Consider the following 21649-nt stretch of genomic DNA (forward strand, 5'->3'; position numbering starts at 1 on the left):
CGGAAGAAAGTCAAAGTCAGTTTGTGTGTCAGTCATAAGTTGCGTCCGCAATGTTGAAGTTGCGGACGCAGCTTGATCCTCTTGATCCGGCCGCGCTAGGCGCGGCAGAAACTACCGCTTACCATCAAACAATGGGGCGAGGGACCCTAGGTCACACGACACCCGCCGCGATGTAAGCGGTCTTCACCGTCGTGAAGAACTCTTGCGCATAGCTGCCCTGTTCTCTCGCTCCGTAGCTGGACTTTTTGCGGCCGCCGAACGGCACATGGTAGTCGACCCCGGCCGTCGGCGTGTTGATCATCACCATGCCGGCCTCGACGTTTCGCTTGAAATGGCTTGCGTACTTGAGCGACGTCGTGCAAATTCCTGCGGACAATCCAAAGCGCGTATCGTTGGCTACGGCAAGCGCCTCGTCATAATCATTGACCTGAATGACCGACGCAACCGGGCCGAACACCTCTTCCTGATTGATCGTCATGGATGGGTGCGTACCGGTCACCAATGCAGGCGCAAGAAAAAATCCTTCCGTGTCGGCATCTACACGAGCACCGCCGAACACGCTTCCCCCTTCACGCCCTGCGAGTCGAATATAACGTTCGTCCTGCGCAAGCTGCCTCGCATCGACGACCGGCCCTATTTGCGTCTGCGAATCCAGCGGGTTGCCTACCTTCAGCAGTCTCATGCGTGCATGCATTGCTTCGACGAACAAGTCATGAATGCCGCGACCGACGATTAGACGACTCGATGCAGTGCAACGCTGTCCAGTCGAATAGAAAGATCCGTTGATGCAGACATCGACCGCGACGTCCATATCGGCGTCGTCGAGCACGACCATCGGATTCTTCCCCCCCATTTCTAGCTGGACCTTTTTTCCGCTCGACACGCATTTTTCGGCGACAGTCTGACCCGTCATCGCCGAGCCCGTGAAGCTTATTGCATCGACGTTGGAAGACCGCACGAGCGCTTCACCCACGGCCGCACCGGGTCCCATCAGCAGGTTGACGACACCAGGCGGCGCCCCGGCGTCAGACAGAATTTTCACGAGTTCCCACGCACATCCCGGCACCAGTTCTGCTGGCTTGATCACGACACAATTCCCGTACGCAAGAGCCGGTGCGATCTTCCAGGCCGGTATTGCGATCGGGAAGTTCCACGGTGTGATGAGACCAACCACGCCTATCGGTTCCCGGGTGACCTCGACCGTCAGACCTGATCTAATCGATGGAAGTAGTTCGCCATTGATTCGCAATGCTTCTCCGGCGAAGAACTTGAAGATCTGCCCCGCTCGCTGCACTTCGGCGGCGGCTTCCGAAAGCGTTTTGCCCTCCTCTCGCGATAGCAGTCTCGCCAGCTCCGCCTTCCGAGACAGGATGATCGAGGCCGTCTGGTCTAGTAATTCAAAGCGTTCCTGTGGACCACTCTTTGACCATGAGCGAAAGGCCTCACGTGCCGCAGCGGCTGCGATCTCAGTCTGCAGCGCATCGGCGTCGGCGTACTCACCGATTACATCTTTGCTATCTGAAGGACTCACATTGGGTCGCCAGTGATCGCCGGCCACCCACTCACCGTTGATCAGGTTTCTATACTGATTCATTTAACTTCGCCAAATAAAAGAAGTCTTTCCGTGTATTGGAGATCTTATGAACGGTTATACCGCCCTGCGAAAACCCTCACGTCGCGAGCGGCGGTGTCGACACGACGACCTTCGGCTCATCGACGCGCTTTCCCACCACAAATGCATAGACGAGCGCAGCCAGAAGCGCGATTCCGGCACTGATAAGGAATGCGTCGACAAATGAATGCGTCCGATCGACGACAACACCGGTGACGAAAGGCGCGAACGAGCCGCCGAAATAACCGCCGAAGTTCTGAATACTCGCAAGGGATGCCGCCATGTGCCGGGGCGCAGCCACAGACACGAGCGCCCAACTCGCACCACATGCCATCTGGACAAAGAACATCGCTACGCTGAGATAGAAGATCGCAAGTGTCAGATTCGGGGTGAACGCGGCGGGAACCGTGAATACAGCCCCGCCGATCAGACCAACACAGATAGGCCATTTTCGACTGCGAACCGGCGCGACACCGCGGGCCTGCAACGCATCAGCGACGAAGCCGCTCGATAGCATGCCGATCGTGCCGAAAAGATAGGGGATCGACACCAGCCATCCCGTGCTGGCGAGCGACAAATGACGCTCGCGCTCGAGATACGCAGGCAGCCATGTCAGATAGAGCCACAGCATATAGATAATGCCCGCATTGCCGAGAATCATGCCCCAGGTGGTACGCGTCAGAAACAGATTGCGCCATTCCGACATGGTCATCTTGCGCTCGACCTTAGCATCGCTCGCACCTTCGTTCAGATAGGCAGTTTCTCCATCCGAGAGCTTTACGCTTTTCCGGTCACGATAGATCAAGTACCAGCCGATCGACACCGCAATTCCGAAGCCACCCATGATCATGAACATTTGCCGCCAGCCGAACGACAGCATCATCACAGTCAAAATCGGGGGCGCGAGAGCCGGCCCAATCGTCGAGGAAGTAATGAAGATGCCCGTCGGTCGACCTCGCTCACGAATGCCAAACCACTCGCTGACTACTTTTGCGCCAGCCGGAAAGTTTGGCGATTCACCTACTCCGAGCGCGATACGCGCGATGATGAACTGATGAAGGCTTGCTACGAGTCCTCCGCTAAACTGAGCGGCGGACCAGACGAACATCCCAAGTCCGAGCATCACTCGCGAACCAAATTTGTCGAGAAGCACCCCGACCGGCAGTTGCGCAAAGGCGTAAGCAAACGAAAAGGCAGACAGCAATATTCCCATCTGAGATGCCGACAACCCTAGTTCACTGCTGACGGAATGGTTCGCGATAGACAACGTGCTCCGATCGAGATAGTTGACAATCCCGGCCAGCGTCAGAAGCGCTATTGATGCTACCTGTATGCGCTTTAATTTCTTGGACTTCTCGATCATTCCGTCTCCTTATATTCTCGGAAAGTAAGTATCAGTTTACGTATTGAACAGCGCGACGTCCGGAGTTACATCTAACGACTATCGGCGGTAGATATCCGCGAGCACCTGCACGGGGTGACGAAGCGTCTTGCCCCGCAGACGCTTGACCTGACAGCGACAGGAATAGCCTGTCGCCAGGACCTCTGGGCTTTCTTCGTTGATGGTCGGGTAAGCAGACTCAGGAATCTGGTACGCCCACGACAGCGCGAAAATGTCGGTCGATGTAGCCAGGTTCCTCGCTTCATGACCGTAAGTGCCCGACATCCCGCAACACCCCGTCGTGGGCATCGCCAAGTCCAGACCCGCCGCGGCAAAGACCGCTTTCCAAAGCGCCGTAGCTTGCGCGGCATTCGTCTTCTCCGTGCAATGAGCTAGTAACTTGAACGACTTGCGTCTCTCGATAGGCGTGTGTGACGAAGTGATCGCAGCCGCGAGCCACTCTTGTGGCAGCAACACATTCGGGACGTTTTCGCTCCCGAGTACCTTGGAATATTCCTGGCGATACGTCAGCGTCATGGCCGGGTCGACTCCAACCAACGTGACGCCCGTATTAGCAATATCGAGCAGCGTCTGGGCGTTCTTACGTGCGGCTCGCGCAAATCGTGTCAGAAAGCCCAGAACGTGAAGCGGCTTACCATTTGGATGAAAGGGTGCAAAAAGGACGCGAAATCCCAAAGATTCCGCGAGTTCGACAAAAGCAGTTTCGACGTCTCCACCAAAGAAACGCGTGAAAGTGTCGCGAACAATGACCACGCAACGCTCGCGTTCGCTTGCGTCCATGCGCATCAGAAGCTCAGGCGTCGCAATAGCGCACCGGATCGCTTTCCTGACTTCGCTCTGGGCGATACTCGGTGTGTCGACCACTCCAACAACGTGCTTGAGCAATAGTCGCGCGAACCGGCTTTCCACAACGCCGTTGTAAAACTGTCGCCCACCGGGCATGGAGACTAGCCGTGGGATAGTGTATTCGAGAGAAGCAATCATGTAGTCGCGAGCCGGGCGAAGATATCGCGTGTGGTAATGCTCCAGGAATCGCGATCGGAACTCCGGGACGTTCACCTTGACAGGACACTGGGCGACGCAAGATTTGCAGGCGAGGCAGCCGCTCATCGCCTCATACACCTCGTGCGAAAAATCTTCTTTGTTTCGACCGCGACGCAGCGAATTCAAGAAACGTACGGGTAAGCGCATCGCACGCGGTCGTGCGATCACGTCGGTACCTGCCGCTACCTGCAGACGTAACCACTCACGCATCAACGACGCACGGCCTTTCGGCGAATGAATGCGTTGACGTGTCGCTTTCCATGACGGACACATCGAATCGTCCGGATCGAAATTGAAGCAAGCGCCATTTCCATTACATTGAACTGCGTCACTATTCGCTTCCCATACGGCGTCGCTGATCTCACGATTTAGCTCACCTGATAAGGTGATGGCATCGATCTTGAGAAGCGTGCTATCGACGCCTTCAGGTACGGCGATCTTTCCCGGATTGAGCTGGTTAAACGTGTCAAACGCTGCCTTGATTTGCTGCAAGGAGGGGTAAAGGCGCCCAAAGAAGGCCGGTGCATACTCCGAGCGCACACCCTTCCCGTGCTCGCCCCAAAGAAGTCCGCCGTACTTCATGGTGAGCGCGGACACGGCATCCGAGATGGGCCTGATCAAGGCAACATCATCGGGGTCTCTCAGATCGAGCGCAGGACGCACGTGCAGCACGCCAGCGTCGACATGGCCGAACATCCCATACTTCAAACCATGGGAATCGAGCAACGCACGAAACTCTGCGATGTACTCCGCAAGCTGCTCCGGAGGGACAGCCGTGTCCTCGACAAACGGCTGTGGCCGCCTGCTACCGCGTACGTTGCCAAGAAGGCCGACTGCGCGCTTTCGCATTGCATAAACACGGTTGACCGCCACATGTCCCCAGGCGATCGTGTGGCCGAGACGCCGAACGCTCTGGTCCGTCCTGATGTGCTCGACAAATTCAGCGACACGGCTTTGCAGCTGACCGAGATCATCGGCGCTAAATTCAACGAGGTTGATACCTTGAGCGCTTCGCTTGTCGTTATAGTCCGGGAAGAACTCGGATATGGAAGTCCAGACAACGTCATCGCGGGCTAGCGCGAGTACCGTGGAGTCCACCGTCTCGATAGACAGCGGTCGATGTTCCATCAGAGCGCGCGCATCCCTCAGCGCATCCATGAATCCTTCATACTGGACGTTCACCAGCGCCGAATGAAGCGGTATCGGCAACACGTTCAATGTCGCCTCTACAACGAAGCCGAGCGTACCCTCCGCGCCGCAAATCAGGCTATTCAGGTTCAGCCTTCCGTCCCGTTCGCGAAGATGCGCGAGATCGTAGCCCGTCAGGCAGCGATTAAGCGGCGGGAAAGTGTCTCGTATGAGTTCAGCCTGGTTGTCGGAAATCTCGCGGGCAGTTCTGTAGGCCCGTCCGACAATATCCGTCCGTGCGCAAAGCTGTTCCAGTGCTGCATCATCGACCGGCTCGGAGACGAGCGGAACGCCTCCAAGCAACACGCTTTTCAGAGCGATGACGTGGTCGCGCGTTTTTCCATAGGTGCAGCTGCCTTGTCCGCTGGCGTCCGTGCTGATCATTCCACCAATTGTGGCGCGATTCGACGTGGACAGTTCCGGAGCAAAGAATAATCCGTGCGGTTTGAGAGCCGCATTCAATTGATCCTTGACGACGCCTGCCTCAACCCTTGCCGTGCGTTTAATTGGATCGATTTCAATGATGCGGTTCATGTGACGGGACAGGTCGACGACGATACCGTCGGTCAAGGACTGGCCGTTGGTGCCGGTGCCACCGCCTCGGGGCGATACCACGACGCTTCGAAATCGCTCCTCGGCGAGCAGCCGCGCGATGCGCTCAACGTCAGCGGCGTTGCGAGGGAAAATCGCAGCCGTGGGTCTGCGCTGATAGATCGAATTGTCCGTTGCGAGTACCGTGCGCGTCGCATGGCTGACGTCGATCTCGCCCTCCAGTCCCGCAACCCGCAGAGCTTCGAGAAACGCTGCTTCGGAAGTAGTGTCTCGTGCTTCTTCCAGTTTTATCTTTATGACCTTCATGTCGCTTACCTTTCATGCGTCCTTGCGCGGCACTCTGCGTACGTATCGCTTCACTTGCGTCCATCAGAGCAACAGGCCCGACGCGTTGTCGTGATGGCCGCATTCGGAGAGAAGACGCGAGGTCACGCGTCGGCTGCCCGACATTCAGGAGATAAGGCTTACCCTGTTGATGTGACTTGCCGCTGCTCGCCAGGTACATGCGTCCCGGCGAGCGGCGCGCGCGCAAGTTCAGCCGATCTGAACTCTGTCGAGAATCTCGTCTGAGCCAACCTCGAGAGGAACGAAATTAGTCGAACGCACATAATCCGGTCGCGGCTGCTCGACCTGTTCAGGCTTGTTCTTCACCTGGTTGTAGACGACATAGGCCTGCCATCGATCGTCACCGGAGAGGTTGTGACCCGAGGAATGCACGATGTTGGCGTCGAAGAACACGACTGTTCCCGGGCGGCCCATGATAGGCACGGCCTTGGGATGACTGGACAAAATATCGAGCATCGTCGGCTTGGGTACAACGTAGAAGCGGTAACCGGTTGCCTCATCGAACGTCGGATCGAGTGAACCAAGCTTGTGGCTTCCCGGGATGAAGTAGAGACATCCGCCCATTTCGGTCGGCTCGTCGAGCATGACCAACGCGGTTGTCATCTGCGGTTCTTTCACGCCGTCGATATGCCAGGTGCCGAAGTCCTGATGCCATTGCCAGACGGAGCCGTCGATAGCCGTCTTCAGATTGCACTTCGTGTGATAGACGTAGAGTTCGGGATCGCCGATCAGTTGTTGGGCCGGCTGGAGCAATCTGGGGGAGCGCACTGCCGAGTGAAAGACCGCCGATGCCGTCGGACTTTCTGTTTCGTGAACTTTGTAGATCGTCTTCGCGATGCCGCCCGTTTTTTCACGGACGAGATGGTCGGTGTCGATCTTCTGAATCCGGCGCAACTCGCTCTTCATATGCTCGACTTCTTCTTCCGAGAAAAGCTCCGGCAGAACAACGAATCCATCGCGCTCGTACGCTTCCAACTGTGACGCGGTAAGTTTCATGAGGGGATCTCCTGACTTGTTGGTGTGCTGTCATGATCCTAAGACCCCACGAGTCCAATGTAAAAGATATAATAAGTTGCGTATTGATACCTAAAAGGTTCCAAATGGAGCTACGTCATCTTCGCTACTTTCTGGTAGTGGCACGCACACTCAACTTCACGAAGGCGGCGGAGGAACTGCACATGGCCCAACCGCCGTTGAGCCGGCAGATACGGGAACTGGAAGAGGAACTCGGCGTGGCGCTTTTCGAGCGCCAAGGCAAACGTGTCTTTCTTTCATCGGCGGGCCAGGTTTTCGAAGAACGGGCCAGGCGAATTCTGGCGGACACGAACTCCGCGATCGTGGATTCACAACGCGCAGCAAGAGGGGAAATCGGCCGGGTGGCGGTCGGGTTCTTCGAGCACATCGCGTACACACTGCTGCCACCGCTCTTGCGTGAATTCCAGCATCGTTATCCCGCGGTGACAGTCGAACTTCGATGGTTTTCCTCTGCGGAACAGATCAATGCTCTGGACCGAGGGGAGGTCGATCTGGCGTTCGTCCGCTCGTTGCCGCCGGATACTCAACTGAACAGCGTCTTGTTGCTTCAGGAGCCGTTTTACGTTGCCATCGCCAAGGACAACCCTCTCGCAGCCAAACGGCAGATTTCCATCAAGGACTGTATGCACCTGCGCGTCATCAATTACCGGAAAGATGTCGCGCCGGACTATCACGCCACCATAAACCAGTTGTGCGCACTGGCCAGCTTCTCTCCCTCCACGAGCTTCGAAATGGGACAGATCTACGCGTCCCTTGGACTCGTAAGCGCCGGGTTTGGTGTGACGCTCGTACCTGCGTCGGTTCAGCGAACGCACATGGACAACGTCGTTTATCGTCCGCTGCGCGAACAGCACGCGCAAAGCGAACTCTACCTCGCGTGGAAGGAACCCAACCCGCCCGCTGCGCTAGGCTCTTTTGTTCAACTCGCGTGCGAAATAGCCGCGCACGCACCGGGCAAAGCGAAGGTCGAGTAAGGCAAGCGGTACGACTTCAATTGCGATGAACAGGTTAGTTTTTCCGGTTGAACTGTCAGCACAACTGCTTTGATTTGCGTCCGACGTATGTAGCGTTGATTTGACTGCTTGTCCGGTCGCGTTAGAAAGCAGTGTGAAGCCGCTGAAGCAGTTCATTTAACGTCATGTCTCGCTTTGGCACGATCCGCATCAGCTAGGACAGCGGCCAAATTATCGGGGGATATAGTCGGCGCACGGAGATGTCTTGATCACAATAGCTGGGTGACGGACAGCTATACGGTGCAAAGCCGCCGTTCGACTGTCCTTTCATGCCGTCGAAACCAACGATTGCACATGGCCGAGCCCGGCCAGACGTGGACGGCGCGCGAGGTCGGCCATAGATTGGCCTCGTCGGCCAGCAGTCGACTATAGATACTCCGTCCCGCTTTCATCGATACACTGGTGGGACTGGCAGCTCGCTGCCAGTCGAGGCGGGACATGCACCTGTGGACTACGAATAAGTCGACCCAAACGCCTGGACGATTGCCGAGTTAGCTTCGAGTCCACCGGGTGCGCTTGCGTCCGATAACGAATACTCAGGGTTCGCCGTCGCACCGGCTCACTATATTGCCTTCGCTGAACGCAAGCATGCATGTCCCTACCGGGTAATCTATCAGTTGCGGAGGTTCAGATGGCACCTCTATCAAACCAGCATTTCAAGGCTTTCGTCGGCATCGACTGGGCCGATACCAAACATGACATCTGCCTGCAGCAGGCTGGCGACGACAGGCGCGAGTTCGACTGCATCGCTCACCAGGTTACACGCATTGCTGAATGGGCAAAGGCGTTACATCAGCGCTTTGGTGGCCCCATCGCGATTGCTCTGGAGCTGGCCAGAGGGCCAATCGTCTCCGTGTTGCAGAAACATGCGTTCTTGACACTGTTCCCGATCAACCCATCAATGCTTGCGAAGTACCGTGAGGCGTTCAAGCCGAGCCGGGCCAAGGACGATCCCACCGATGCCGAACTGGCACTCGACCTGCTGCTACGCCATCCCGAGCGGTTCAGCGCGCTCAGGCCGCAGAGCGCCGGCATGCGTTCCTTGCTGAGCCTGATCGAACCTCAAACCCTGGAATGGTTCGAGGACATCGATACGGTGCTGTTCTGTGATTTCCTGACCCGCTGGTCAACTCTGCCAGCAGTCAGGCGTGCCAGCAGGAAGACCCTTGAAACTTTCTTCCATGTGCACAACTGTCGCCGGGCCAAACTTATCGAAGAACGTCTGCAGTCGATCCGCTGCGCTGTGCCGCTTACTGACGATCCCGGTATCGTTGCACCTCACCGGTTGCTCGCCCTGATGCTGGTGGCGCAACTGCGCACAGCGCTCGCTGCGATCGACGTGTTCGACAAGGAAATCGCGGCAGTCGCACGCACGCTCCCTGACTTCGGCCTGTTTGACAGCCTGCCCGGCGCAGGTCCGCATCTGATGCCGCGCCTGCTCGCCGCATTCGGCGAGCAACGTGACCGCTTCCAGGGCGCTGATGAACTGCAGAAGTACTCCGGCATCGCGCCGGTCACCGAGCGCAGCGGCAAGAAGTGCTGGGTCCACTGGCGCTGGCAATGCCCGACCTTCCTGCGCCAGACCTTCGTTGATGGGCCGCCCAGACCATCAACAAATCGTTCTGGGCGGGCGCCTATTACCGGCAACAGCGGGCGAAGGGCAGCTCGCATCAGGCCGCCGTCAGGGCATTGGCGTTCAAGTTGATACGGATCCTCTACCGCTGCTGGCAGACCGGAACGCGGTACGACGAGAGCATCTACCTCAACGCCCTCAGGAAGCGCGGCTCGTCACTTCTCAAGAACCTGGAACTTCCGGGGTAACCCGTTCTGGTCGACGGTTACGTAGCTGGTCCTCGGGTCGGTGGGTTCCGTTTGATGGCTTGTCGCGAGTTGTCCACGGGCCGGCCGGCGGGCTTTCAATGGGGGAGGTTCGACCTCCCACTCCTCGTCGTGCGGCGTCAAGTGTGGACGTAGTCCAGCGAAGCGAACACTTGACGCCACGCAAGCAAAATACGCTACCTGAATGGCCGGAAGCGGCGCCTTCTCGCTTCCGACCATACAGACCAACAGCGAGCATTTAGGAACCGAATCGCTCATGACTTCACCAGCGGTCTCAATATCAACCACAGATTTCGCCGACGACACCCCCGAAAAACCTTGACTGACCATCTCAGGGCATGACTCGGCCGTTCAACTCTGGGTACACCGAGCGTGTCTTGACGAGGTGCAACGGCCAGTCGCTCGCCATCCCCGACGGCGCGTCGCCGGCCGCGGCCCACGTTCAACGAAAGTGCAAGGTCCGACGGCTATCGACTTTCAGGAGCAGCAACTGCTTTATGTGGCGACGACGTGGCCCGTGCAGCGAACTGCAATCTTGCATAAGGATCGAGGCCGGCAGCGGGCACTGGCTTGCCGATGAAGTATCCTTGCGCGGCATCGCACCCAAGCTTACTGACGAACGCGAGTTGCTCCTCATTCTCCACGCCTTCCGCTACCGTTTCCATACCAAGGGCGCGAGCGAGCGCCACCATCGCTTCAATCGTCGCACGAGCCTGCCGGCGAGTCTCATCGACGGAGAGTTGCTGCACGAACGACTTATCAATCTTGATGCAGTCGACGGGCAACTTGGTCAGGTACGAAAGGCTCGAGTAGCCGGTGCCAAAATCGTCGAGCGAGACGGTCGCGCCCAGTTCCCGGACAGCTGCGAGCGAGCGCGAAACGGCCACGAAGTCACTCACGATGACCGTCTCAGTCACTTCGATGTCGAGGACTGAAGCGCATACGCCGGCCGCCTCGGTTGCCTTCGAGACCAGTGCAGCAAGATCGGAGCTCTGAATCATCTCAGCCGACAGGTTCACGGCGACCTTGAACCGCATAAGGTCGGCGACCTGCCATTCCGCCGCCTGGCGTAATGCGTGTTGGATCAACCACTCGGCCGTCGCCTCGTAGGTTGGCGAATCGAGCAGGACATCGAGGAAAGCGGCAGGCGCAAGGAGCCCTAGTTCGGGATGGTTCCATCGCAAGAGCGCTTCTGCACCATAGATACAGCCGGTGTCCAAGTTCAGTTGCGGCTGATAATGCAATTCGAACTGGCGCGCCGCGCTAGCACTCTCCAGATCCGCGCGTAGCCGAAGGCGATGCGAGAGACGCTGCGCGTCCTCCTTGCTAAACGACCACACATGCGAACCGCCCAGGCGCTTCGCCTGATACATGGCGGTGTCTGCATTGCGCAGCAACAGGTCGGCACTCGCCGCCGACATGGGGTACCGCGCCAACCCGATGCTTGCGCTTACCGACGCGCGCACGGACGGCGTCTCAATGCGCTCCCGCAACCGACCTATGATGTTGCGAGCAACGCGCGCGGCGTCGTCTTCGGGCGCGTCAACGAGGAATACCACGAACTCGTCACCGCCGATCCGCGACGCATAGGCTCGTTCACCGAGCAAGCCAGAAAGACGCTCGCCGATCACGCGGATGACTTCATCCCCAGCCGCATGGCCAAACGAATCGTTGATTTCTTTGAAGCGGTCGAGGTCGATGAAGAGCACATCGACGGAATCGGCGGTGCCATCATCGACGAGACGGTGAAGGCGGGTAAGCAGTTCCCGGCGGTTAATGAGGCCGGTGAGCGCATCATGCGTGGCTTGCTCCGACAAACGCGCTGACATCGCGCGCGCCTCGGTAACATCGCGCACCAGCACGGTGATGCCGGATTCGCAGGGGGATGCCCGCGCTTCGAACCAGGTATCGAGCGGCGCGTAGAACTCAGTCGTGGTGCTAGGCAATCCGGTCTCGGCAGCCTGCCGATAAGCTTTCTCGTAGCTCGATCCGACAAGGTCGGGATACTCAGCCCAGATTTCGCGACCGATCAACTCCGTCGACGGACGTCTGAACAGCCGCGCAGCGGTGCGGTTGACGTTTCGAAACTTCCACTGCCGGTCGAGCAACATTACGCCGTCCGTGATGTGATCGAGCACTTGAAAGTCTTCCACGCCTGCCCTCCGTTGACAGACTATCGAAGTCTGCCATATGTCTGATAGCCACAAGCCGATATCGTAGGACAGTTTCGCCACGTTTGTGAACGGTGAACGAGGCCGCCCGGCAAACGCCGGCGCTCGGGCAATGGCAACGGTGACGACGGTCGAGCTTTCCGAGCGCCGTAGTTCCCGGAGCCCATCGGCGTTGACACGGCGCGCGTAACGCGCTATTGTCCGACAACCTGATCAATCATCTACGCAATGCTCGAACTTGAAAGACCTGACTCGCTGGTGCAGCGGGTAGTAGGAGCGATCCGCGCTGAGATTCAGGCGGGCAACTTCCCCGCGGAATCTCGCTTGCCGACCGAGCAGCAACTCTCGGAGCGGCTCAATGTCAGCCGCTCAGTTGTCCGCGAGGCGATCGCTCAGTTGAAGTCCGACGGGGTGCTGACCGCGCGCCGGGGCGCCGGATCGTTTATTTCGGACACGCCTTCGGGCACGGTTTTCCGCCTTCCCAGCCACGACGGCAATCGCATCAATCTTCCGCAATTGTTCGAGCTTCGTCTGTGGATGGAAACGCAGGCAGCCACCGCGGCTGCGCGACGTCGTACACGCGCGGACCTCAAGCACATGAGTGACGCGATCCGCGAAATGGAAAAGAAACGCAACGATTCCAAAGCGGCATCGGCGGCGGATGTCGCCTTTCATCGCGCAATCGCGGCGGCGACGAAAAACGAGTACTTTGTCGCGTTCCACGACTTCCTGCATAGCCAGCTCGCGATAGCGCGGCGCGCGCAGTGGGAAAAGACGGCGCACCACGCGGGCGACTTCGCTTGGCGCGAGCACGGTGAACTCTTCGACGCCATCGAACGCGGCGATTGCGCCGAGGCAGCCGCCTCGGCCGAGCGCCATTTGCGCGCAGCGGCAAAGCGTCAAGGCATTGACCTGCCTCGCAACGACTAACGCGGCGGCATCCATGTCCAGCGTGGGTGCCGCCATTCTTTTCACTACTTTGTCAGACAACCTGATTTTCTGACCAATGAGCGATACACGTCTCGCTTTCGATACCAACCAATTACAAACCGGAGACATTCAGTGAAAGAGCAATTCCAAGTCCGAACCTACTTCAAACATCTTCCGCTGGCAGGTCTCGTTGCCGCATGCGCCTTGACGGCGGCCGGCAAGGCACATGCGCAAGGCAGCGTCACGTTATACGGCATCGTCGACGAAGGCGTGAACTACACGAGCAACGTGCAAACGAGCGCGGGCAACGGGCATAACCTGTTCAGCCTCTCCAGCGGCATCCTCAGCGGCAGTCGCTGGGGGCTGCGCGGCGTGGAGGACATGGGTGGCGGGTTCAAAGCGATCTTCGTGTTGGAGAACGGTTTTGACGTGAACAACGGCAGGATGGGCCAAGGTTCGCTGGAATTTGGTCGCCAGGCTTATGCCGGACTCTCCACGAAGTTCGGATCGGTTACCCTCGGCCGCCAATACGATCCGGTCGTCGATTATGTGCATGCACTCATGCCTAGCGCGATGTTCTCGGGGAGCATCGGCGCACATCCGGCTGACGTCGACAATCTGAACAACGCGAACCGCGTGAACAATGCGATCAAGTACCGCACCGTCACTTCAAACGGTTTTTCGGCTGAAGCGCTTTATAGCTTCGGCGGCGTTCCCGGTAGCGTCGGCGCGAATCAGATCTGGTCCATGGGCGTGGGCTATTCGAGCGGTCCGCTCAACGTGGGCGCGGGGTATCTCAACGCACGCAACCCGAATGCCTCGTTCTTCGGCACGGCGGTTGGCGCCACGGCGGCGAGCAACAACTTCGGCAGTTCGCCCGTAATCAACGGTTATGCGTCGGCGCAAACCGAGCAGATCATCGGCGCCGGCGTAACCTACGCGATCGGCCATGCGACGCTAGGAGCCATTTACTCCAACACCAAGTTCAAGAACCTGAGCGGTACGGTAAGCGCCTTGAACGCCACAGGAGCGAGCGGCACCGCGACCTTCAACAGCGCCGAACTCGACTTCCAGTATCAATTGACGCCGGCGCTGTCGCTCGGCGCGGCCTACAGCTACACGAAAAACAGCGGCGCACATGACGCCAGGTATCACCAGGGCTCGGTCGCTGCCGACTATGCGGTTTCCAAGCGAACCGACTTCTATCTGATCTGTGTTCTGCAACACGCATCAGGTACCGACTCGACCGGCCACGCGGCACGCGCTGCGCTCAACGGCCTCACGCCGTCGTCGTCGGACCAGCAGGCGGCCATTCGTATCGCCATGCGCCACAAGTTCTGACGAGTCGCCCACCTCGCCTCACCTTCAACAGGATGTTTCCAGTGAATATCACCCGCTCCCTCACCGGCGAGAACCGCGCGCGCCTTCGTGGCGTCAGCACGGCGACCTTGACCACTGCACTCTTCAAGCGGGGCCTGCGCAACGTCTGCGTCCAGGGCGTGCTCCCCGTCAATCCAGCGGCGGCCCGGATGGTCGGCGAGGCGTTCACGCTTCGTTATATTCCGGCGCGCGAGGACCTCGACACCATGTCCGTCTTCACCGATCGCAGTCACCCGCAGCGGCGCGGCATCGAAGAAATTCCGGCAGGTCATGTGATGGTCGTCGATTCCCGCAAGGATCCGCGCGCCGCTTCTGCGGGCGGCATCCTTATCACGCGGATGAAGATGCGCGGCGTCGCCGGAATCGTCACCGACGGCGGATTTCGCGATACGCCGGATCTGCGCGCGCTCGATTTCCCGTGCTATGCGGTCCGTCCGTCCGCACCGACGAACCTGATCCATCACCATGCGGTCGATCTGAACGTGCCGGTCGCGTGTGGCGATGTCGCCGTGTATCCCGGCGACATCATCGTCGGCGATGCCGAAGGCGTGGTCGTCATTCCCGCGCACCTCGCGAACGACATCGCCGAGGAAGCGGCCGCGATGACGCTTTTCGAGGACTGGGTCGATGCGCGAGTGCGCGAAGGCCGTTGCACGTTCGGCCTCTATCCGCCCGACGAATCGACGCGCACGGAATTCGAGGCCTGGCAAGCAAACCGCAGCACGTAGGCCAGGCTGGGGCGCCACGACGCGCGCCAGCCCCATTTTGCCGGAACAGTGACGCGATGCCTTTGGCGCGCCGCGCAGCCACAAAAACGTCAAGCGCCACGGCGAGCGGTGAAAGCCGCCGGGCATGGAGACCATAATGACAAACCGTAGTCTGGAAGCTCAACTTTTCACGCGCGTGGCGTGGCGGCTCGTGCCGCTGCTCATCGCGATCTTTCTCACCGCCTATATCGACCGCGCGAACATCGGATTCGCCAAATTGCAGATGCTCACGAGCCTGCATATGAGCGAGGCGTCGTACGGGTTCGCATCTTCGCTGTTCTTCATCGGCTACCTGCTGTGCGAGGTGCCGAGCAATCTGGCGATGCATCGGTATGGCGCGCGCCGCTGGATTTCGCGCATCATGTTCACGTGGGGCGTCGCGACGCTGCTGCTGGCGTGGACGCCGTCCGAAACAGCGTTCCAGGTGCTGCGCTTCTTGTTAGGCGCGGCCGAAGCGGGACTTTATCCCGGCATCATTCTTTATCTCGGCATGTGGTTTCCGGAGCGCCAGCGCACCGGCATCATCGGACTGCTCACGCTCGGCAGCAGCATGGGCAATATGCTCGGCTCGCTCATCGGAGGCTTCTCGCTCGAACTGCATGGTTTGCTTGGCCTTGAAGGCTGGCAGTGGGTGTTTCTTACGACGGGCACGCCCGCCGTGCTGCTGACGTTCGTCTCCCTGTACTTCCTGCCGGACAATCCGCGCTCGGCGCGCTTTCTCTCCGAGCGCGAGAAGGAGATCATCGAGGACAATCTGCGCCGTGATCCTGCGCCGGTCCAGGCGACCGGCGGCGCTTGGTCATTCAACTCGCTCGTGACCGTGGCGCTGTTTTCGGTCGGCTATGGCACGATCTCCATTGCGATCTACGGTATCGCCTACTGGCTCCCTACACTTGTCCGGGGCTTTGGCGTATCGAGCAGTGTCAACGGTATGCTCAACATGATTCCGTGGTTCCTGACTTCACTCATGCTGCTCTGGCTCCCCCGCCGCTTGCGCACGCCTAGAACCGTGCTGATGGCAGCGTTCGCTGCCGCGTTCCTCGGCATTTTGTGCTTCGTCGCGAGCGTCGGGCCGTTTTCGAATGCGGTGCGTTTCGCGGCGCTTTCTCTCGGCGCGCCGTGCCTGTATCTGATGATCCCGTGCTTCTGGGCGCTGCCGCCGCGACTCTTGCCCGCATCGTTCATGAAAGGCGCGGGCGGCGCCGCCGCACTCGCGGTCATCGCCGCGGGCTCCAGCGTCGGCGGCTTCCTGGCGCAAAACATCATGCCGTGGGTCGGCAAGACGATGCATAGTACGTCGGCGCCGATGCTCGTGCCCGCGGTTAGCTTGCTGTTGCTCGGGGTCGGAGCGCTCGTCGTGTGGCTGCGACTGGGGCTTGCGGGGCGCGACGGAAGCAATCCCGTGACGGCCACGCGCTGATTCGCGCTGAAGCCTGTTCTCACTCCCAGGTATATTCGAACGGTCCCCGCGCTCGTCTCCCCCTACGCGAGCAAGACGGATAAGCGCGGGGCTACTGGAAAACTGAAGGTCGTTGCGCGGCATGATCATGAATAGGCAATCCAAAAGCGTCTCCCGGCGAATGAGCGGCTTCCTGTCGCTCGCCGATTTCGAAGCAGCGGCCAGACGCAAGCTGCCGCGCCCTCTTTTCGGCTACGTCGCGGGCGCGACGGAAGACAATGCGTCCCTCGCGGACAACCGCGCGGCGTTCAACGAACTCGGCTTCGTTCCACGAGTATTGCGCAACGTGTCGCAACGAAGCCAGTCGATTGAACTCTTCGGCATACGCTACGAGTCCCCAATCGGCATCGCGCCAATGGGCATCAGCTCGTTGACGGGCTACCGGGGCGACCTCGCACAGGCACAGGCGGCGCGCGCATGCGGCGTACCCATGATACTCAGTGCAGCGTCGCTCGTCCGGCTTGAGGAAGTCGTCGAGGCCGCACCGGGGACATGGTTTCAAGTCTATATGCCAAAAACGCTCGAGGAGATGCGCGCGCTGGTGGACAGAGTCAGCGCCGCCAATGTATCGACGCTGGTCGTCACCGTGGACTCGTCCGTGGTGCCCAATCGGGAGAACAACTTGCGCAACCGCTTCAGGACTCCGCTCAGGCCGAACTTTCAGCTGTTACTCGACGGCCTGACGCATCCGGCCTGGTCTCTCTTCACGTTCCTGCGCACGATGCTTCGTCACGGCATGCCGCATTTCGAGAATGCCTCGGCGCAACGAGGTGAGCCGTTGCTCTCGCGTCGGGCCAACCGGGATTTCAGCGGGCGTGAGCACCTGGACTGGGATGCGATCGGCGAAATCCGCGCGCGATGGAAGGGCCCGCTCGTGATCAAAGGCATCCTGCATCCGGATGATGCCGCGGCTGCCCGCAATCTCGGCGCAGACGGCATTATCGTGTCCAACCACGGCGGTCGACAGCTCGACGGCTCCGTCTCACCGATACGCATGCTCGCTCCCATCGTGGAAGCCTGCCCGAACATGCCGCTCATGATCGACAGCGGCTTTCGACGTGGCACCGACGTATTGAAGGCAGTCGCTCTCGGCGCAAAATGCGCTTTCATCGGGCGGCCGATGAACTACGCGGCGTGCGTGGGCGGTCAGGTGGGCGTGGAGCATGCAATCGGTCTCGTCAAGGCGGAGATTCATGCCGATATGGGTCTGCTCGGTGTCAACCGCCTCGACGAGCTGGGGCCCGAGTTTTTGCGTCTGCTAAGGTTCGAACTCGGCGATCTGAGTGCGGACCGAAATCGATGATTGCATGCGAGCCTCCGGAAGGCGATGACCTCATCGCGCTGGCTGTCCGTTGGCCGAGTCTGTCTCCGATGCCAGCACTCGTGCGTAACGACCCGCATCGCAGCCCAAACAGTCGACAGGTAGCAGCCTGACGGCCCACCACCGGTTCCTTGCCCTACCGTTCCAATGGCTGCCTGAGCGTAAGCATCGGCAAGCGGGAGAGGTCCAAGCGGCGGGCAATCACGGTGCAATGAAATCGTATGCGATTGAGGAGAACACACGGCAGGCAGACGGAATTGCGCGCATTGAGATGCGACATGGGAAAAGGCGCCACGGTAGAGATGTGGTTGCCGCTCGTGGAAAAGGAAACGCAGGAAATCGTCGCCGGTTCAAACCTGGACAACCGCGCTGTGGAGGGACGCCATATCCTTGTCATCGAGGACGACGAGGAAGTCCGAAGCATGCTTGTCGAATGCCTGCAGGCTTTCGGGTACACCGTTTCTGAAGCTCGTTAGCGGTCTCGAGCGCCTTCGCGTCGACGACCCTGACCTGCTGATGGTCGACTATGCCATGCCCGGTATGAACGGATTGCAGGTCATGGAGAAGGCCCGCGAATTTCGCGAGAATTTACCGGTAATCGTGGCCACAGGTTATGGTCTCCTTCAGAAATAGTCGCTGGAATCTTCCACCCTTGAGCTCATCGAACGGAATGTCGCGAAGGTGCGCAAGCGATGCGTGACTGGTTCCAAAATCGTCTATGCACAAACTGACTCGCTTCAGGCGCAGCCGCGTGACGATGTCGAGCGATATGAGGCGGTCCGGCATCAATCGCGTCTCTGTGATCTCAAGCGCCAGCCTCGAGAGCGGAAAGCCCGTGGCATCTGCGGCGCCGACGATGGCTCGCATGAGGTCGTCGACGAGACCAATTGCTCGGCCCATCCTGCGGATGTCGCCATGAGGATGGCTTGAACCTGAGGCCCTGAGGGGCTCTTTAGCGCTCGATAAGCTACGTTAGCGCCCGCCCTGCCGGATTCGATTGATCGGCATGGCGAACTCACCTGCAGCCGTAAGAAAACCGTTTCCACACGCCCTCGGCCACTAGCCGTCGACAACCCGGTTGCCTATCGCTTCCGACACCCATTGACCGCGAAGCGGCAAAGTCAATGCGGTAAGTCAACCGCGTTCCGACGGGCGTGGTACGTGCGTGGCTTTGGAGGACGCCGCCGCGATCGCACCGCATCCCGGCATGGCTTTCCGACGCGGCTTGAGCGCATCGCGCGTCCCAATGAAATCTAGCTCAAAACGCGTGCCGTAGCCCGACCGCCACCGCTACCTGTGTGTGCGTCGACGAAGGAGCGAGCGTGTTGATCATCGCCTGGCCGAGCACGGAATTAGGCGGCGCGCCGCGCACGTGCTGATAGACGCCTTCGAGATCGACGTCGGTGCGCTTTGAGAAGCCGTAATCCGTTTGCAGCATTACCGTATTCCACGACGGATACGCGACCGACGCTGCATTGCCGTACGCACCGTCGGTATAGGTGTATGCCGCCGAAACACTCCACGCCGGCGTAATGGTATAGCGCACATTGGCTTCATAGTTGTCGAGCCGCAACGTGCCATCGAGCGGTATGTAGCCGGCTCCGAGCGACAGTACGCTCGCCATGTCGTCGATCTGCGTGTGACTCCAGACGAGACCGACCGTCACCGGACCGAACGCCCCGTTCGCGCCCGCGCCCCAGATGCGCTGGCGCCCCGCGACGAAGTTGGCGCTCCCGTCGTTCACGGATACCGCGCCGCCGGGGTTCGTAGCCGCTATTCCACCGCCTGCGTTGTTCAACTGGAGATAACCAGCGGCTAAATTGAAGGGTCCCGCTGAGTATGACGCGCTGAAGCCGTATGCGCGGTTGTCGCCGAAACCACCCGCCCGGTTGCTGAACGAATACATGCCTTCGGCCGTCATCCCATGATAGACCGGACTCACGTACTTCACCGTGTTGTTGATGACGACCGAGTTCGCCGCGAGATTGTCGTTCTCGAACGGATGCGCCGCGATGCTGCCGCCCCATGGGTTGAGTTCGGCGGTGAGGGGACCGACCAGATCGTTGAACACGTCAAACTGACGCCCGAACGTCAGCGTGCCATATTCCCGATGTTCCAGACCCACCCACGCCTGTGAACCGAAGCCGTCGCCCGCGAACGCCGCTGTGCCGTTGTTGGGATTGAAGCCCTGTTCGAGCTTGAAGACCATCTGCAGGCCGCCGCCGAGATCTTCGGCACCCTTCAGGCCGAACACGGTATTTTGCGTCACGCTGCCGCTCTGCTGCCAGTTGTGTCGTCCGCCCTGATTGTTGCTATAGACGAGGCCTGCGTCGATAAGCCCGTACAGCGTGACGCTGCTTTGCGCATGCGCCGGCGTCGCCATCGCCATGGGCAGTGCGAACGGCAGCGCCCAGCCCAGCCATGTTTTATCATTCGATGATTCTCCGTGAGTGAATGTAGGGGTATTCGTCCGCGGCGGAAAGAGATTTCACGCCCGTGCAGCGGTCCCTCTACGCGTTGTTGGCGGCTGGTATATCGACGGTCTTGCCATCGATGACGACAGGTCTGCCGTCGAGCGACACAGTGCAATGGCGCATCGGAATATCCATGTGACAAGGCGTGTTGCGCAGTCCGCCCACCTCGGTATTCGATCCGGTCGAAAAGAGGAAATTGCCTTCGAACGCACGGGCGTCCATGCCGATGGAGGCGTCCTTGTCGTTCAGTCCGAGCGCGGTCCATTGCGCGCGGGGCTGCAAGCCCCAGCCAAGATGCGATAGCGCATGGACCTCGGGGTCGTCGAACTGGTCCATGTATGTTCGCAGATAATCCGCATCGAAGCCGCCGTGGATTTTTCGAATATAGCCTTCCACGATCTCCAGCGTCACGCGCGATTCGACATAACGCTTGAACGGCAACAGGATGTCGCCGACGTCGAGCACGATCGTGCCCTCCGCGCTGCCTTCGTTGGGCCAAGAGAACAGAAAGCCGCTCGGCCAGTGATCCCAGCGCCCTGGCTCGTCCGCGAAGCCGTATTCGGTCATGACGGGGAACTGGCCGAGTCGTGCCGAGAAATCGGTGCCCGCCTTCGACGTCACCCGAAGCGACGAAGCCGCCTTCAACATTTGCGCCGCCGCGTTGACGCGCGCCTTGTCCTCTTCGGCGGGCAACATGCGCGCAAGCGTTTCGGGAGGCTCGACCGCCAGCAGCATGCGCGTGCCGGACGCCAAAATCTCGCCCTGCTCCGGCGAATGCAGAAGCATCATCGTATCCACGACGAGGTCGGCGGCCATCAACGCTTCCTTCGCTGCCGCGTTGCCGGTCAGCGGCGTCTTGCCGACGATCGCCGTGAGGTCGTTGCTGGCGGCGCGCGGGTCGTGCACCGCGGGCAACTCGACGCCGTAGACCTGCGCGCCGAGCCTCTGTGCCGCGTCCATGGCCGCCCTGACGATGCGCGGATTGGAATAGTGGCTTTTCAAAACAGCGACGCTTTGCGTCGCATCGACCTTCGAGAGCGTGAGCACGTGCTCGAACATCTGCGTCAGTTGCGTATCGCCGACTGGCATGGGTTTCGTCCTTCGATGACTTCAACGG

At 59.6% G+C, this 21649-nt stretch carries 16 protein-coding genes and 1 pseudogene; 9 read left to right on the forward strand and 8 right to left on the reverse strand.

Going from position 1 to position 21649, the window contains the following annotated elements; all coding sequences use genetic code 11:
• Nucleotides 1–151: 151 nt before the first annotated feature.
• The 4 genes from L5014_RS27540 to L5014_RS27555 form a co-directional block, all read right to left on the reverse strand.
• A complete protein-coding gene (locus L5014_RS27540) occupies nt 152–1594 on the reverse strand; it encodes an aldehyde dehydrogenase family protein (RefSeq protein ID WP_238466967.1) in 1443 nt (480 codons plus the stop codon).
• Nucleotides 1595–1670: 76 nt separating this feature from the next.
• Nucleotides 1671–2975, reverse strand: coding sequence for an MFS transporter (locus L5014_RS27545; RefSeq protein ID WP_238466968.1), 1305 nt, complete (start codon nt 2973–2975; stop codon nt 1671–1673).
• Between the two features lie 78 nt (nt 2976–3053).
• Nucleotides 3054–6104 carry a D-2-hydroxyglutarate dehydrogenase YdiJ gene (ydiJ, locus tag L5014_RS27550; RefSeq protein ID WP_238466969.1) on the reverse strand — a complete coding sequence of 1017 codons (3051 nt, stop codon included), beginning with the start codon at nt 6102–6104 and terminating at the stop codon, nt 3054–3056.
• A gap of 228 nt (nt 6105–6332) precedes the next feature.
• The gene (locus L5014_RS27555) at nt 6333–7139 is read right to left on the reverse strand and encodes a phytanoyl-CoA dioxygenase family protein (protein WP_028221464.1); all 807 of its coding nucleotides are present in this window, start codon (nt 7137–7139) and stop codon (nt 6333–6335) included.
• A 104-nt stretch (nt 7140–7243) separates the two neighbouring features.
• Between L5014_RS27555 and L5014_RS27560 the strand changes: the two genes are divergently transcribed.
• A complete protein-coding gene (locus L5014_RS27560) occupies nt 7244–8152 on the forward strand; it encodes a LysR family transcriptional regulator (RefSeq protein ID WP_238466970.1) in 909 nt (302 codons plus the stop codon).
• Nucleotides 8153–8822: 670 nt separating this feature from the next.
• Nucleotides 8823–10012 (forward strand): annotated as a pseudogene (locus tag L5014_RS27565) (IS110 family transposase).
• 485 nt (nt 10013–10497) lie between these two features.
• On the opposite strand, the gene L5014_RS27570 reads toward L5014_RS27565, so the two are convergent.
• Complete coding sequence (locus L5014_RS27570; RefSeq protein WP_238466971.1) at nt 10498–12183, reverse strand: sensor domain-containing protein; 1686 nt, start codon at nt 12181–12183, stop codon at nt 10498–10500.
• A gap of 246 nt (nt 12184–12429) precedes the next feature.
• On the opposite strand from L5014_RS27570, the gene L5014_RS27575 reads away from it, so the two are divergent.
• The 7 genes from L5014_RS27575 to L5014_RS27605 all read left to right on the forward strand — a co-directional run bounded on the left by L5014_RS27575 (nt 12430) and on the right by L5014_RS27605 (nt 18691).
• A complete protein-coding gene (locus L5014_RS27575) occupies nt 12430–13131 on the forward strand; it encodes a FadR/GntR family transcriptional regulator (RefSeq protein WP_238466972.1) in 702 nt (233 codons plus the stop codon).
• 132 nt (nt 13132–13263) lie between these two features.
• Nucleotides 13264–14472, forward strand: a complete 1209-nt coding sequence (locus L5014_RS27580) for a porin (protein ID WP_420800150.1) — start codon at nt 13264–13266, stop codon at nt 14470–14472.
• A gap of 47 nt (nt 14473–14519) precedes the next feature.
• Nucleotides 14520–15239: a ribonuclease activity regulator RraA gene (locus L5014_RS27585; protein WP_238467033.1), complete on the forward strand. Its 720-nt coding sequence runs from the start codon at nt 14520–14522 to the stop codon at nt 15237–15239.
• Between the two features lie 136 nt (nt 15240–15375).
• Entirely contained in the window at nt 15376–16698 is a 1323-nt protein-coding gene (locus L5014_RS27590; protein WP_238466973.1) for an MFS transporter, read from the forward strand.
• Between the two features lie 160 nt (nt 16699–16858).
• Entirely contained in the window at nt 16859–18040 is a 1182-nt protein-coding gene (locus L5014_RS27595; RefSeq protein WP_238466974.1) for an alpha-hydroxy acid oxidase, read from the forward strand.
• 296 nt (nt 18041–18336) lie between these two features.
• The gene (locus L5014_RS27600; protein WP_238466975.1) at nt 18337–18534 is read left to right on the forward strand and encodes a hypothetical protein; all 198 of its coding nucleotides are present in this window, start codon (nt 18337–18339) and stop codon (nt 18532–18534) included.
• Nucleotides 18535–18589: 55 nt separating this feature from the next.
• On the forward strand, nt 18590–18691 hold the full coding sequence (locus tag L5014_RS27605; protein WP_238467034.1) for a response regulator: 102 nt from the start codon (nt 18590–18592) through the stop codon (nt 18689–18691).
• On the opposite strand, the gene L5014_RS27610 is transcribed toward L5014_RS27605, so the two are convergent.
• From L5014_RS27610 to L5014_RS27620, 3 genes are all read right to left on the reverse strand, one after another.
• Nucleotides 18647–18925, reverse strand: a complete 279-nt coding sequence (locus L5014_RS27610; protein WP_238466976.1) for an EAL domain-containing protein — start codon at nt 18923–18925, stop codon at nt 18647–18649. The genes L5014_RS27605 and L5014_RS27610 overlap by 45 nt on opposite strands.
• Nucleotides 18926–19316: 391 nt before the next feature.
• On the reverse strand, nt 19317–20447 hold the full coding sequence (locus tag L5014_RS27615) for a porin (protein ID WP_238466977.1): 1131 nt from the start codon (nt 20445–20447) through the stop codon (nt 19317–19319).
• Between the two features lie 121 nt (nt 20448–20568).
• Nucleotides 20569–21621, reverse strand: a complete 1053-nt coding sequence (locus L5014_RS27620; protein WP_238466978.1) for a 2,5-dihydroxypyridine 5,6-dioxygenase NicX family protein — start codon at nt 21619–21621, stop codon at nt 20569–20571.
• Nucleotides 21622–21649 lie beyond the last annotated feature (28 nt).

The sequence above is a fragment of the Paraburkholderia tagetis genome (assembly GCF_022213065.1).
GTDB lineage: Bacteria > Pseudomonadota > Gammaproteobacteria > Burkholderiales > Burkholderiaceae > Paraburkholderia > Paraburkholderia tagetis.